Here is a 12,977-nt window from a genome sequence, read left to right on the forward strand (position 1 = left end):
TCCCGTGCATCGTTTCCAGGGTCCAGTCTAAAGAGCACAGTACGGATTGCCAGCCCATCGGTCAGGAAAAACCGAGACAAATTATGATTTTGTGAGCTTGGCGATACTTGTGGTTTTTAGCCAACGCTCGTTGATCCAGAGGGACGCGAGCAACAGCAGGCCACCCAGGGTGAGTTGGGGCAGATTGGCCTCCCGGTTCCAGAGCAGCAGGTTGACCAACAGGCCGGCGGGCACCAGGGCATTGTTCATGATGGCCAGGGCGCCGGCATTGACCAGGGTGGCGCCCTTGTTCCACAGGAAGTAACCCAGGCCGGATGCGCCCAGGCCCAGCCAGATCAGTATGCCCCATTGCAGGTTAGTGCTTGGGTATCTGGCACTGCCCAGCAACAGCCAGGCGGGGATCACGATCAGCAGGGCGCCCAGATAGAAATAGCCGAACAACCTGTATTGGGGAGTCTGGCCGGGATAACGTTCCATCAACACCTTGTAGCCCACCTGGCCCAGGGCGAAGCAGAGGTTGGCCCCCTGTACCACGGCAAAACCCAGCAGGTAGGAATCGGTCAGGCCGTCGAAGCGGATGACCAGGGCGCCCAGTACCGCCAGCGCGGCGGTGAGCAGATAGCCGGGGTTGAAGCGGCGTTGCAGCAGATCGTAGATCAGGGTGACATAAACGGGCGTGAGCACGGTAAAGATCAGTACTTCCGGCACCGTCAACAGTAGGAAGGAACGGTAATAGAACAGGTACATGAGTCCGAGCTGCACCGCGCCTGCGGCCATCAGTCCCAGCGCCAGCCTGGGTGGCTGACGCCAGGACATCAAGGGCATAAACAGCAGGGTGGCCAAGAGGATACGGCTCAGTACCGAGAAGTAGCTGTCGACGGTGCCGGCCAGGTACACGCCGATCAGGCTGAAAGAAAAGGCCCACAGCAGGGTAACGATAACCAGGTATGGCATTGGGTGATTATTCATCGGTTGTAAATAGGGGGCGGCTATGATGGCGCAAAGTCCGGTGGCAATCCAGCCGAAATAAAAAAGCCGGTGCAATGCACCGGCCAGGGACTAAGCATCAGGTTTGTCATAAAGGAGAGAATAACGTCCCTAAAAAGTGGTGTCACACCACAGACAGAACTCATGCCGCATTGCTGCGGCCAAACGCAGAATCAAAAAGGTTGTCAGCGTGGTAACCCCGGTGTGGACGAGAAGCCAACACCTCGTTTTTCCATGACCACCAAGACACCTGGCCTCGATGTGGTCAGGAGACAGGCAGTACCCCCCATGATGCCACCATGTCCTTAACGTTGCTTACGCCCGCACCGGGTTCAAGGTTTTATCACCACGCCGACGATTAAATCGTCAACAGCACGCATTCTACGGTCAGATTTTGTATGCTAGAAATGAATTATCATCATTAACGTATGGCGGATATCGATGGATAACCTCTTTCAACGGCTCGATCTTAACCTGCTGCGGGTGTTCGACACCCTGATGCAAAGCCGTAATGTCACCCGGACCGCCGAGCGGTTGAACCTGTCCCAGTCCACCGTCAGCCATGCCCTGGCCCGGTTGCGACAGGCCCTGAACGATCCACTGTTTGTGATGACCCGCAAGGAGATGCGGCCCACCGACCGGGCCCAGGCGCTGGCGGCGCCGGTACGCCAGGCGCTGGCCTTGCTGGAACAGGGCATCCGGCAAGTCGCCGGCTTCGACCCCGGTCATGCCCGGCGCACCTTTCGCCTGGCGGTGCCTTCGTCCATCGAATACAGCGCTGTGCCCCTGCTGGTGGATTTGCTGCATCAGCAGGCACCCGGCTGCCGGCTGGCGGTCACCGAGCTGGTCGACTCGGATTATGAAGAGGACCTGGCCCGGGGCAGCCTGGATATGGTGGTGGCGTTCGCCGGGGCAGGTCATCTGTCCCCCCGCTTGCTGACCCGGCCCTGGTTTGACAATGCCCTGGTGTGTCTGGCCAGCCGGGCACTGGGCTTGGAGCAGGGGTTGTCACCGCAGACGCTGGCGGCCTGGGTGCATGTCTGTACCTCGACCTGGGGCCATAGCCAGACCCGGGTCGAGAGCTGGTTGAGCAGCCGGGGCGTGAGCCGGGAAATAGGTGTCTGGGTGTCGAGCTTTGCCGCCCTGCCCGGCTTATTGGCCACGGGCCGTTACCTGGCGGTGGTGCCCGAGCTGATCGCCCGGGATTTTTGCCAGCATTACCCGCTCAGCCGGCATAGCCTGGATGAGCCGCTGGCGACCACCTATGTGCTGGCCCAGCATCCGCTGACCGAGTTTGATCCGGCGCTGCTCTGGTTTCGGCAGTTGTTGAGAGAGGTGGGCGAGCAGCTAGGCTGATCGCCCGGAAGGCGTCAGGATTTGGGCAGGGGCACCACCAGCATGTCGCAGGGTACCGCATTCATCAGCTGGCGGGCGGAGGAGGTGAGCAGGCTCCAGAAGCTTTGCTCATGGCCGCAGACCAGCAGATCGATCTGATTTTTTTCCACGGCTTCACACACTTTCATCGTGAGATCGCCACAGATCACCAGTTTTTTCTCGATGGGGTAGTCGACGTCGGCCAGGTACTCCTCCAGGCGCTGCTTGGCATCGGCCACCACTTGATCCTGGATATTGTCGATATCGATATCGATCATCTCGGTGTAGAGATCTTTTAAATCCACATCAACATGGATCACCGACAGCTTGGCATGGTTGGCTTTGGCCCTGTCCACCGCCTTGGTGATCACCTTGCGATTGCTCTCGCTCATATCGACTGCCGCGAGCACATGGGTGTATTGACCGGTCATAGCATGTCTCCTTTTTTACTAACTCTATCAAGCTGTTAACCGTTAAACCGTGAGCGGGATAAAGTTTTGACCGCACTGGCCTGCTAGCAGAATAGCCTGTTAGTTGAAGTATGGACAAAAAGTCGAAACATATGCTCAGGATTTCTCTGCCCGGATCAAATAGCGGCGCGGAGTATTGGCCTGCTCGGTAAAGGTGCCCAGGGTGACCCGGTAACCCTGCTCCTGCAGAAACAGGGCCCGATCGAGCAGCAGCCAGAGCTCCAGCGGATAACGATACAGATGGCGGACCAGCTCGATGCGCTTGACCAGCAGGCGCCGCCGCTCGGCGCGCGCCAGCCAGTGCCGGCTGTCGAGCCGGGGCGGCAGCGGCAGGCCTTTTTCGGCACAGGCCCAGGCGGCAAAGGCGGCGAACTCACCGCTGAGCAGTTGCTTGGCAAAGCTGGGCAGGGGCAGGTACTGGTCGCAGCCCCTGAGTTCCCGTTGCAGCTCGTCGAACGCCAGCCGCCAGGTCAGCTCGACGTGACGCAGCCGGCGTACCCGCTCGCCGCCGGTCACCTGTTGCTGCAGGGGCAGGCGCAGAGCCTGTTTATCCAGCCCTAAATCCAGCTGTTGGCCGAGGCGGGATAGGGGGGCATAGTTATCCTGCGAGATCAGGTGATAACAGCAGGGCGACAGGGCCAGGACCCGGGTGCCCGCGCCGACCCCGTGGCGCAGGAAGCGCAGATGCAATTCGCCGCAGGCATGCAGCGCCAGTGCCTGTTGCTCCACCTGAAACAGCCGGTGGGCAGCCGGGCCCAGGGCATCGTCGCAGACAAACTGGTGATCGATATCGAGCCGGTCGGCCAGTTCCTCGCCCTGACGGCACAGATCCGGATCCCGCTCCAGGCTGAGCACCGGCTGGCCGGATTGGATCGCCAGCAACCGGCCCAGATGGCCCTTGCCGGCGCACCACTCCAGAATGGGATAATCTACGGTGATACTGGCGGCAAAATCGCTGATCTGTGCCCATTTCCGGCCGGGAATGCCATTGCTCCAGCGTGGATTAGTCGCCTCCGCAGGACGATTGAAGGCGGGCAGCGTTAATCGCTGAATGGCCGCCACCTCCGGCCTGATGTCTGCAAAGAAGCGCCATTTCGCCGCTTCGTCTTCCTCCAGCGCTTCAATGGCCGCTTCATCCAGGTCATCGAGCCGCTCCGTCCACTCAGGCCAGGGCAGTTCGGTGCAGGCAAAGGGATACAGCTGCCAGTCGCCACGATATTGGCACAGCAGTCGACTGATATCTTGAAACAGGGGGGCAAGGTCGTTCATGGGCACGGATTATAAGGCGTGGGGCAGGGCGCGTCACCTACAGGGAAAGATGATGGTGTCGGCGCGGGCGGATCGGTAAAATGCCGGCTTTATTGTTTGATGCCAGTGGTTGAGCTAGAGATGAAAGCCTGGGATGTGATTATTATCGGCGCCGGCGCCGCCGGCCTGATGTGCGCCATCGAGGCGGGCAAACGGGGCCGCCGGGTGCTGGTGCTCGACCACGGCAAGCGTATTGGCCGCAAGATCCTGATGTCCGGCGGCGGGCGCTGCAACTTTACCAACTACTTTGTGGAGCCGGGCGCCTACCTGTGCGGCAATCCCCACTTCGTCAAATCGGCGCTGGCTCGCTACACCCAGTGGGACTTCATCGCCCTGGTGGAGAAACACCGCATCGCCTACCACGAAAAGACCCTGGGCCAGCTGTTTTGCGACGACTCGGCCCAGGATATCGTCGATATGCTGGTCAAGGAATGCGCCGACGCCGGGGTCAGCATCAGCCTGCGCGCCGAGATCCTGGCGGTAGCCGAGCTGGGTGAAGGCTTCAGTGTGGATACCGAGGCCGGCCAATACAGCTGCCACTCGCTGGTGGTGGCCACCGGCGGCCTGTCGATGCCCAAGATTGGCGCCAGCCCGTTCGGTTACCGGCTGGCGGAGCAATTCGGGCTTAAGCTGTTACCCACCCGGGCCGGGCTGGTGCCCTTTACCCTGCAGCCGCAAGACAAGGAAACCCTGGAGTCCCTGGCCGGGGTCAGCCTGCCGGTGGTCGCCGAAAGCGCGGACGGCACCCGTTTTACCGAAAGCCTGCTGTTTACCCACAGGGGCGTATCCGGTCCGGCGGTGCTGCAGATTTCCTCTTACTGGCAGCCGGGCGAGCCGGTGCGTTTCCAGCTGCTGCCGGAAGGCTGTTTGGCGCAGGGGCTGGCCGAAAGCCCCAGCCAGGAGCTGAAAACCTGGCTGGCCCGTCAGTTGCCCAAGCGGCTGGTGGAAACGCTGTTGGCGCGGGAAGGGTTGGTCAACAAGCCGCTCAAGCAATATATCCCGAAGGAGCTGGCGGCCATCGAACAACGGCTGGCGGCCTGGCCCTTGCAGCCCGGCGGCACCGAGGGCTATCGCACCGCCGAGGTCACCCTGGGCGGGGTCGATACCAAGGAGCTCTCCTCCAAGACCATGATGGCCAACCGGGTGCCCAACCTCTACTTTATCGGCGAGGTGATGGACGTTACCGGCTGGCTGGGCGGTTACAATTTCCAGTGGGCCTGGAGCTCCGGCTGGTGCGCCGGCCAGGTGGTTTAAACAATATCCAACGGCGGCTTGCGGCTCGGCGCCGGGAAGGCGGCGTCGAGCCGGGCCAGCACGGCCTCGTCCAGGTCGATGTTCAAGGCCTCGGCGTTCTGCCGCACATGTTCGGGCTGCACCGCCTTGGGGATGGCGATGACATCGCGTCGGCCACCGACCGGGCGGATCGCCCAGGCCAGCAGCAGCTGGGCCGGGGTGATGGCCAGTTCCGAGGAAAGCGTCAGCACTTCCGGATGGTTCAGCACCTTGGTGCGCAGGCGGCCGCCCTGGGCCAGCGGGCAATAGGCCATGGTCGGCGTGCCCTGTTGCCGTTGCCAGGGCAGCAGGGAATGTTCGATGCCCCGGGAGCCCAGGTGGTAGAGCACCTGGTTGACCGCGCACTGCCCGCCGCCGGGCAGTGATGCCAGCTGCTGCATCTCGTCGATATCGAAGTTGGAAACACCGAAGCGCTTGATCTTGCCCTGGGCCTGCAGCCGTTCGAAGGCCTCCAGGGTGTCGTCCAGCGGAATATCCCCCGGCCAGTGCAGCAGATAGAGATCCAGATGGTCGGTGTTCAGCCGTTTCAGGCTGCGCTCGCAGGCGTCGATGGCCCTCTGCCGACCGGCATTCCAGGGATAGACCTTGGACACCAGGAACGCCTGTTCGCGACGTCCATTCAGCGCCTCGCCCACCACTTCCTCGGCGCCGCCGTCGGCGTACATTTCGGCGGTGTCGATCAGCCGCAGGCCGAGCTCCAGGCCCTGTTGCAGGGCGCGGACCTCGTCGCGGCGAGGTGCCAGGCCCTCGCCCATGTACCAGGTGCCCTGACCGATGGCGGGCAGTGCTATGGCCGGCAGGGTGCCGGTGAGTGTTACCCGTGGCTCTGGGGTTGCGTCCATGATCACCTCTCGATTCTGATATTTTGGAAATGGTTTCCGTATTATGGTGGCGCAGGGCGGCGGGCTTTGCAATGCCCGGGCGGCGTTCGGTTAAGGGGAAGGGGGGAAATCATCCCGACGGGCCCCAACCGGCTGGTATTGGCCGTGACCTTGCTTTTAGGACCGCTTTGCTCTTAACTCGGCGAGGAGCATAAAAAATGAGTGAGCACAAAAGGAGGGAGCGCATTGGATACCGAACAGCCGGGCCAGGAAGAACACGCCCTGGTGCGGCGCCATTTAAAGCTGGATCATATGAACCAGTTGCAGATAGAGCTGCTGGCCGAGGTGTTTAGTGCCGAGCCGGGGGTCGCCAAGGTGGTGGTGCGCAAGCACTGGCTGGATATCGACTACGATGCCGCCGTGCTGACCCTGGATCGGGTCATCGCCCTGCTCGAGGCCCATGGCGGCGAGTTGTCCCATGACTGGTGGACGGCGTTCAAGGCGCACTGGTATCGCCGCCGGGAAGAAAAATTGCGCTCCCGGCTGGCGAAAGGCGATACCGCCGACGACTGAGCCCGGCCCGTATCCAGGGCCTGGCGCTCCCGGGCGCAGGTTGTGTCGGGGCGCTTAACTGCATCAGGAGCGCCAGCTTACTTCGCCATCCAGGCTGGTGCCTGGCACCACCCCGATATATTTCCCCGTGGCTAGTTGCTGCTCTCCCAGGCGTCGTCGATGATTTCGGTAAGCGGGCTGACCGGTACGCTGATCACCTCGTTTTCAAAGGGCTGGGGGCCCGGCTCCGGTATGGGGGCTTGCGGTTCGGGCTCGGGGACGGGCGCCGGTTGCTGGGCTCCCTGGCAGCCGGCCAACAACAGCCACAGCGAAAACCCGATATATTTGAACATTGTGCTTTTCTCCGGGAGGGGTCACCATTAACGGCACTCAAAGTGCCACATGACGCTGCAAGCCGCCAGAGGCATCATCACAAAAGTTGAGTTAATCCCAAGGAGCCCTCATGGCCTACTGGTTATTTAAAACCGAACCCGAGACCTTTTCGATCGATGATCTGGCGAAAAAAGACACTATCTGGGAAGGAGTGCGCAACTACCAGGCACGTAACTTCCTGCGCGATGGCGTCAAGGAGGGAGATGAGGTGTTTATCTATCATTCCAGTTGCAAGCGGGTGGGCATAGCTGGCATCGGCCGGGTGACCCGGGCGGGCTTTGCCGATCCGTTCGCCTTCGATCCGGACAGCCGCTATTTTGATCCCAAGTCCAGCCCGGACAAGCCCATCTGGTACGCCGCCGAGCTGACCTTTGTGCGACGCCTGCCGCTGCTGTCCCTGGCCGAGCTGAAGGCCAACCCGGCCCTGGCCGAGCTGGCGCTGGTGAAAAAAGGCAGCCGGCTGTCGGTTATGCCGGTGAGTTCGGCGCAGTGGCGGAGCATTTTAGCGATGGCGGAGTAAACGGCGGTATTCAGCCATGGGACCTGCTCCCTGGACGTCCAGGAGCAACCCGCACTCAGAGCCTGAATACCCGTTGCAGGTAGTGCGCCACCCCGTCTTCATCCGCGCTCAGGGCGCGCTCGTGATGGGGCAGGGCCTGGTGCAGGCGGGCATGGGCATTGGCCATCACCACCCCCCGGCCGGCCCGGGACAGCATTTCAACGTCGTTCATGCCGTCGCCGAAGGCCAGCACCCGGGCCATGTCCGTCTCCCGCAGGCCCATCAGCGAGGCGACGGCCGAGCCCTTGTTGACCTCGCAGTGCATCACCTCCAGGCATTGGGGCAGGGAAAAGGTGATGTTGAGTCGATCGCCGAAATGGTTGATGAGCCGCTCTTCCACGCGCAGCAGCCGTTCGTGATCGCCGACATAGAATACCTTTTCCACCCCCTGCTTATGGGCTTGGAGCAGATCGGTGAGCTGGTAGCGAAAGCGGGACTGGGGGCTGAAGTCCAGCATGCCCGGCATGACTTCCTCGACCAGCCAGTGCTCGCCCTGGAACATATTCAGGTGCACCCCGGGCAGGCGGAAACCGCCGACCAGCTCATCCACCAGCTCGGCGGGAATGGTCTGGTTGAAGATCAGCTGATCATCGGGATCGTGCACCATGGCACCGTTGCTGGTGATCAGGCTGACGTTCAGCCCCAGGTTGTCACGGATCGAGCGGACATCCACATGATGACGGCCGGTGGCGATGACAAACTCCACGCCGCGGGCGACCAGCTCATGTAGGGTTTCCCGGGTGCGGGCCGAGATCTGATGGCGGCTGTTGAGCAGGGTACCGTCCAGATCGGAAACAACAACCTGATGCATAGGGTCCTTGAGGTTAGTTACTGTCAAAAAACGCCAGCACTTTATTCAGTGCCTTCCGGCGGTAGCGGTCCCGCTCAAAAAAGAGTTCATGGGCGGCGCGGCCGATCCGCCGGGGACCGCGGCCTTCACAATGTTTGAGGGCCTTGCAGAAGGCGTCTTGCGCCTTGTTGTCGACGACCACATCGGCACCGGCCTGCAGCACCAGCAGCGGGGCCACGATGCGGTGGGCCCGCGCAATGGCCCGTTCGCCCGCCGTGAAACTCTGCGCCAACCATTGCAGGCTGGGGCCGCCCAGCTGCAGCCCGGCCTGGTCCCGGTATAGTTTCCGAAACAGTTCATAGCGCGGCTCGCTGTGGGTCAGCTGGTTCTCGGCGAAGGGGGGGGCCTCATAGCCGCCTCCCTGGCCCGGGACATAGCAGGCCGGCTTGCCGAGCAGGCGGCATCCACCCTGAAAGACGTTGACCAACCCCTTGGCCAGCCAGGCGGGCAGGGGGCCCAGATAGATACCCATCATGGGCGAGGCCAGGGCGGCCGCATTGATGCGCACCTGGGTATCGCTTAGCCAGAGGGCGGAGATGGTGCCACCCATGGAATGGGCCAGCAGATAGAGGCGTTCATGGGGGGTGGTGAGCACCTGCTGCTGCACGAACTGCTCGAGATCCTGCACATAGTCATCAAAATTGTCGACATGGCCCATCAGGGGATCATCGAGCAGACGCGGCGACAGGCCCTGGCCCCGGTGATCGTAGAGGTAGAGGTTATAGCCGTTTTGATACAGATCCCGCGCCAGTTCCTGGTACTTGAGGTAGCTTTCGGTGCGGCCATTGACCAGTATGATGGCCTTGTCGTGCGCGGGGGAGACCAGCTTGGCGAAGTGCAGCGCCAGGCCGTCCTGGCTGGTAAAGGTGCCTTCCTCTGCGGTATTTTGCCAGAACGCCTGCAGGCCACCCAGGCCGAGCTCGCCGAGTTCGGCTTCGGTGGTAAAACGCGGCGACGAGGCAATGGCATGATTCATCAGCAGGCAGATCCCGACTAAGAGTAGGCGACCAAGCATAAGGACTCCGGTGAGTATTTTTACCCGTCAACAGGAAAACAATGCTTGGCAGTGTACCGTTAACGCAAGGGATAGCAAACGGCGTGGCTTATTCAAGCCGCCGCCTTAGTTCCGTTGCCGGTGCACCTTGAGCACGTTGGGGGTGACCCGGATCTTGCGCATGATATTGGCCAGATGGATGCGGCTCTTGGTGGTGATCAACAACTCAACCACATAGACACGCCCGTCTTTTTCCTCGGTGCTGATACTGTGGATATTGGCACCGGTGGCGGCAATGACGTTGGCCAGCTCCGCCAGGGCTCCTTGATGGTTGATGATTTCGATGCCGATCTCGGTCTTGAACTCGAAGTCGAAATCCTGCTCCATGTCCCACTGCACCGGCAGATATTTGTCCGGCTCCTTGCCGTAGCCACGGATATTCTTGCAGGGTTCCAGGTGAACCACAAGGCCCTTGCCCGGGCTGATATGGGCGACGATGGGATCGCCGGGAATGGGACGACAACAATTGGCGAAGGTGAGCAGCATGTCGTCGGCGCCGCGGATCGGCATCTTCTTCACCGTCTTCTGGCGCTCGGCGCGGGGCATTTCATCCAGCTTGCCTTGTAGCCGGCGGGCCACCACCAGGCTCATGGCGTTGCCCAGGCCGATATCGGCCAGCAGGTTATTGAGCGAGCCGTGCTTGGTGTCTTTCAGCACCTTCTCTATACGTTCGGCCGGAATATCTTCCAGGTTCTGGTTGCCCAGGGCGTGGTTGAGCAGCCGCCTGCCCAGCAGGATGGATTCTTCGGTGCGCAGGTTCTTGAGGAACTGGCGGATCTTGGTGCGCGCGCGCGAGGTCACCACAAAGTTCAGCCAGGCCGCATTGGGGCGCGCACCGGGGGCGGTGACGATCTCCACCGTCTGTCCCGAGTGCAGGGGTTGGCTGAGGGGGAAGGGTTGCCGCTCTACCCGGGCCCCGACGCAGGCATGGCCGATGTCGGTGTGCACCGCATAGGCAAAGTCCACCGGCGTGGCGCCCGAGGGCAGTTCCAGGATGCGGCCTTCCGGGGTAAACACATAGATCTCGTCGGGGAACAGATCTGTCTTCACCCCTTCGATAAACTCGAAGGAGGAGCCGGCACTCTGCTGCAGTTCCAGCAGGCTCTGCATCCAGCGCTGGGCGCGCACCTGGGCGGTGGTGCCCGAGCTTTCGTTGTCCTGCTTGTAGGCCCAGTGCGCCGCTACCCCCTTGTCGGCCATCTGTTCCATGTATTCGGTGCGGATCTGCACCTCGACCGGCACCCCGTGCGGGCCGACCAGAGAGGTGTGCAGGGACTGATAGCCGTTGGTCTTGGGGATGGCGATATAGTCTTTGAAGCGCCCAGGCCTGGGCTTGTACAGGGTGTGCATCTGACCCAGCACCCGGTAACAGGTATCTATGTCCTTGACGATCACCCGGAAGGCATAGATATCCATCACCTCGTGGAACTGCAGTTCTTTTTTTACCATCTTGTTGTAGATAGAGAACAGGTTCTTCTCCCGGCCTTTGACCTGCGCCTCGATATGGGCGTCTTCCAGCCGGCCCTTTACCTCTTCCTTGATCGACTGGATGATTTCCCGGCGGTTGCCCCGGGCGCGGCGCACCGATTCCCGTAATACCCGGGTGCGCATGGGATAGAGGGCTTCCAGGCCCAGCTCCTCCAGCTCATTCTTGATGCTGTGGATGCCCAGGCGGTTGGCGATGGGGGCGTAAATTTCCAGGGTTTCCCGCGCGATCCGGCGGCGCTTGTCCGGCCGCAGTGCGCCCAGGGTGCGCATGTTATGGGTGCGATCCGACAGCTTGATCAGGATAACGCGGATATCCTGGGTCATGGCCAGCACCATCTTGCGGAAGTTTTCGGTCTGGGCTTCCTTGCGGTTGCGGAACTTGAGCTTGTCGAGTTTGGACACGCCCTCGACCAGCTCGGCCACCGGCGTGCCAAATTGTTGTGCCAGCATCTCTTTGGTGACGGGGGTATCTTCGATCACATCATGGAGCAGCGCCGCCATCAGGGTTTCGTGATCCAGGTGCATCTCGCCCAGGATCCTGGCCACGGCGACCGGATGGGTGATATAGGGTTCGCCGCTGGAACGGGTCTGCCCCTGATGAGCGTCCCGGGCCAGGATGTAGGCGGCCTTGAGCTGCTCGACCTGTTCGGCGGGAAGGTAGCTGGAGGCGAGCTCCTTGAGTGATTCAAATAGATACAAGTGGTACCCCGACAGTCAACGCCGTTTGCACATAACAGAGGGCCCCACCTAGGTCAGGGGCTGGCCCGCCATGGTGGACGGGCCGGAAGATGCTTAGCCGCGGCCTTCGGCAATGGCGGCAACGGCGGCGAGTTCGGCCGCTTCCAGCTCCTGTTGTTCCTGGCGGTCCTGTACATCCATAACCGCATGATTAACCAGGCCTTCTTCGATCTCGCGCAGGGCGATCACGGTCGGCTTGTCATTCTCTTCGGCGACCAGCGCGTCTTTACCCTGGGTGGCCAGTTGGCGGGCGCGACGAGCGGCGACCAAAACCAGATCAAAACGGTTACCTACCTGTTCTACAGCATCTTCAACAGTAACGCGTGCCATAATGGACTCCAATGATTAAAAAAGGTGCAAAATTCTAATGGATCTTAGCTTATTCCGCCAGTAGCCGGGAAAGCAAGCCCTGGTAACGGACGGCCTGCTTGGCGGTGTTGGCCCGTTCGGCGTGGATGATGGCATTGAGCTGGCCCAGGGCATGCTCGAAGTCATCATTCACCAATAAGTAGTCGTATTCGTCGTAGTGCGACATTTCCGACACCGCCTTGGCCATACGACCTTGGATCACCTCGGCGCTGTCCTGCTGGCGGGCATTAAGGCGGCGCTCCAGCTCTTCCCTGCTGGGCGGCAGGATAAAGATCGATTTGGCACCGGGGGACTGGGCGCGGATCTGGCGGGCGCCCTGCCAGTCGATATCCAGCAGCACGTCTATTCCCTGTGCCAGCAGCTGCTCTATCCACCGGCGGGAGGTGCCGTAGTAGTTGTCGAACACCTGGGCCCACTCATAGAAGGCCTTGCTGTCGATCAGGGCTTTGAACTCGGCCTGATCGACAAAATGATAATGTTCGCCGTCCACCTCGCCGGGACGCATGGCCCGGGTGGTATGGGACACCGACACCTGCAGGTTATTGTCGCTGTTGTGCCGTTCAAGCAGGGCCTTGATCAGGCTGGATTTGCCCGCGCCGCTGGGAGAAGAAATGATAAACAGGGTACCGCTATGCGCCATATGTCTTGCCCGTAGGATGTATTTTACCAGCACCGGGTGTGGCGGCTGGAACCAGGGGCGGCAAAGCTTACCAGAAGACGG

Annotated in this window: 14 protein-coding genes; 4 read left to right on the plus strand and 10 right to left on the minus strand. The window is 61.2% G+C overall.

The window, feature by feature from the left end:
- Positions 1 to 81: 81 nt before the first annotated feature.
- On the minus strand, positions 82 to 954 hold the full coding sequence (locus tag ABD806_RS12380; RefSeq protein ID WP_344958413.1) for a carboxylate/amino acid/amine transporter: 873 nt from the start codon (positions 952 to 954) through the stop codon (positions 82 to 84).
- A gap of 474 nt (positions 955 to 1,428) precedes the next feature.
- Here ABD806_RS12380 and ABD806_RS12385 point away from each other — a divergent pair, with 474 nt between their 5' ends.
- Entirely contained in the window at positions 1,429 to 2,343 is a 915-nt protein-coding gene (locus ABD806_RS12385) for a LysR family transcriptional regulator (RefSeq protein WP_344958415.1), read from the plus strand.
- Between the two features lie 14 nt (positions 2,344 to 2,357).
- Here ABD806_RS12385 and ABD806_RS12390 read toward each other — a convergent pair whose 3' ends face one another.
- Positions 2,358 to 2,792 carry a universal stress protein gene (locus ABD806_RS12390; RefSeq protein ID WP_344958417.1) on the minus strand — a complete coding sequence of 145 codons (435 nt, stop codon included), beginning with the start codon at positions 2,790 to 2,792 and terminating at the stop codon, positions 2,358 to 2,360.
- A gap of 135 nt (positions 2,793 to 2,927) precedes the next feature.
- Positions 2,928 to 4,100, minus strand: a complete 1,173-nt coding sequence (locus tag ABD806_RS12395) for a methyltransferase (protein ID WP_344958419.1) — start codon at positions 4,098 to 4,100, stop codon at positions 2,928 to 2,930.
- A gap of 120 nt (positions 4,101 to 4,220) precedes the next feature.
- Between ABD806_RS12395 and ABD806_RS12400 the strand changes: the two genes are divergently transcribed.
- Positions 4,221 to 5,393, plus strand: a complete 1,173-nt coding sequence (locus ABD806_RS12400; RefSeq protein WP_344958421.1) for a BaiN/RdsA family NAD(P)/FAD-dependent oxidoreductase — start codon at positions 4,221 to 4,223, stop codon at positions 5,391 to 5,393.
- On the opposite strand, the gene ABD806_RS12405 is transcribed toward ABD806_RS12400, so the two are convergent.
- Complete coding sequence (locus tag ABD806_RS12405; protein ID WP_344958423.1) at positions 5,390 to 6,274, minus strand: aldo/keto reductase; 885 nt, start codon at positions 6,272 to 6,274, stop codon at positions 5,390 to 5,392. The genes ABD806_RS12400 and ABD806_RS12405 overlap by 4 nt on opposite strands.
- Positions 6,275 to 6,499: 225 nt before the next feature.
- Here ABD806_RS12405 and ABD806_RS12410 point away from each other — a divergent pair, with 225 nt between their 5' ends.
- Positions 6,500 to 6,826 carry a hypothetical protein gene (locus ABD806_RS12410; protein WP_344958425.1) on the plus strand — a complete coding sequence of 109 codons (327 nt, stop codon included), beginning with the start codon at positions 6,500 to 6,502 and terminating at the stop codon, positions 6,824 to 6,826.
- A 131-nt stretch (positions 6,827 to 6,957) separates the two neighbouring features.
- On the opposite strand, the gene ABD806_RS12415 is transcribed toward ABD806_RS12410, so the two are convergent.
- Complete coding sequence (locus ABD806_RS12415) at positions 6,958 to 7,158, minus strand: hypothetical protein (protein WP_344958427.1); 201 nt, start codon at positions 7,156 to 7,158, stop codon at positions 6,958 to 6,960.
- 110 nt (positions 7,159 to 7,268) lie between these two features.
- Between ABD806_RS12415 and ABD806_RS12420 the strand changes: the two genes are divergently transcribed.
- Positions 7,269 to 7,718 carry an EVE domain-containing protein gene (locus ABD806_RS12420; protein WP_344958429.1) on the plus strand — a complete coding sequence of 150 codons (450 nt, stop codon included), beginning with the start codon at positions 7,269 to 7,271 and terminating at the stop codon, positions 7,716 to 7,718.
- A 55-nt stretch (positions 7,719 to 7,773) separates the two neighbouring features.
- Here the strand turns inward: ABD806_RS12420 and ABD806_RS12425 are convergent, their stop codons facing one another.
- From ABD806_RS12425 to gmk, 5 genes are all read right to left on the minus strand, one after another.
- The gene (locus ABD806_RS12425; protein ID WP_344958431.1) at positions 7,774 to 8,568 is read right to left on the minus strand and encodes a Cof-type HAD-IIB family hydrolase; all 795 of its coding nucleotides are present in this window, start codon (positions 8,566 to 8,568) and stop codon (positions 7,774 to 7,776) included.
- Positions 8,569 to 8,581: 13 nt separating this feature from the next.
- A complete protein-coding gene (locus ABD806_RS12430; protein ID WP_344958432.1) occupies positions 8,582 to 9,583 on the minus strand; it encodes an alpha/beta fold hydrolase in 1,002 nt (333 codons plus the stop codon).
- Positions 9,584 to 9,727: 144 nt separating this feature from the next.
- Positions 9,728 to 11,848 carry a bifunctional GTP diphosphokinase/guanosine-3',5'-bis pyrophosphate 3'-pyrophosphohydrolase gene (gene spoT, locus ABD806_RS12435; protein ID WP_344958434.1) on the minus strand — a complete coding sequence of 707 codons (2,121 nt, stop codon included), beginning with the start codon at positions 11,846 to 11,848 and terminating at the stop codon, positions 9,728 to 9,730.
- A gap of 93 nt (positions 11,849 to 11,941) precedes the next feature.
- A complete protein-coding gene (gene rpoZ, locus ABD806_RS12440; RefSeq protein ID WP_116474799.1) occupies positions 11,942 to 12,217 on the minus strand; it encodes a DNA-directed RNA polymerase subunit omega in 276 nt (91 codons plus the stop codon).
- A gap of 49 nt (positions 12,218 to 12,266) precedes the next feature.
- The gene (gmk, locus tag ABD806_RS12445) at positions 12,267 to 12,896 is read right to left on the minus strand and encodes a guanylate kinase (protein WP_344958438.1); all 630 of its coding nucleotides are present in this window, start codon (positions 12,894 to 12,896) and stop codon (positions 12,267 to 12,269) included.
- Positions 12,897 to 12,977: the final 81 nt, after the last annotated feature.

The organism is Zobellella aerophila, from assembly GCF_039539325.1.
Classification (GTDB): Bacteria; Pseudomonadota; Gammaproteobacteria; order Enterobacterales; family Aeromonadaceae; genus Oceanimonas; species Oceanimonas aerophila.

Coding starts and splice junctions, on each gene's coding strand:
- ABD806_RS12380 (WP_344958413.1), bottom strand. CDS start 954: ATGCCATACCTGGTTATCGTTACCCTGCTGTGGGCCTTTTCTTTCAGC.
- ABD806_RS12385 (WP_344958415.1), top strand. CDS start 1,429: ATGGATAACCTCTTTCAACGGCTCGATCTTAACCTGCTGCGGGTGTTC.
- ABD806_RS12420 (WP_344958429.1), top strand. CDS start 7,269: ATGGCCTACTGGTTATTTAAAACCGAACCCGAGACCTTTTCGATCGAT.
- ABD806_RS12405 (WP_344958423.1), bottom strand. CDS start 6,274: ATGGACGCAACCCCAGAGCCACGGGTAACACTCACCGGCACCCTGCCG.
- ABD806_RS12400 (WP_344958421.1), top strand. CDS start 4,221: ATGAAAGCCTGGGATGTGATTATTATCGGCGCCGGCGCCGCCGGCCTG.
- ABD806_RS12390 (WP_344958417.1), bottom strand. CDS start 2,792: ATGACCGGTCAATACACCCATGTGCTCGCGGCAGTCGATATGAGCGAG.
- rpoZ (WP_116474799.1), bottom strand. CDS start 12,217: ATGGCACGCGTTACTGTTGAAGATGCTGTAGAACAGGTAGGTAACCGT.
- ABD806_RS12425 (WP_344958431.1), bottom strand. CDS start 8,568: ATGCATCAGGTTGTTGTTTCCGATCTGGACGGTACCCTGCTCAACAGC.
- ABD806_RS12430 (WP_344958432.1), bottom strand. CDS start 9,583: ATGAATCATGCCATTGCCTCGTCGCCGCGTTTTACCACCGAAGCCGAA.
- gmk (WP_344958438.1), bottom strand. CDS start 12,896: ATGGCGCATAGCGGTACCCTGTTTATCATTTCTTCTCCCAGCGGCGCG.
- ABD806_RS12415 (WP_344958427.1), bottom strand. CDS start 7,158: ATGTTCAAATATATCGGGTTTTCGCTGTGGCTGTTGTTGGCCGGCTGC.
- ABD806_RS12395 (WP_344958419.1), bottom strand. CDS start 4,100: ATGAACGACCTTGCCCCCCTGTTTCAAGATATCAGTCGACTGCTGTGC.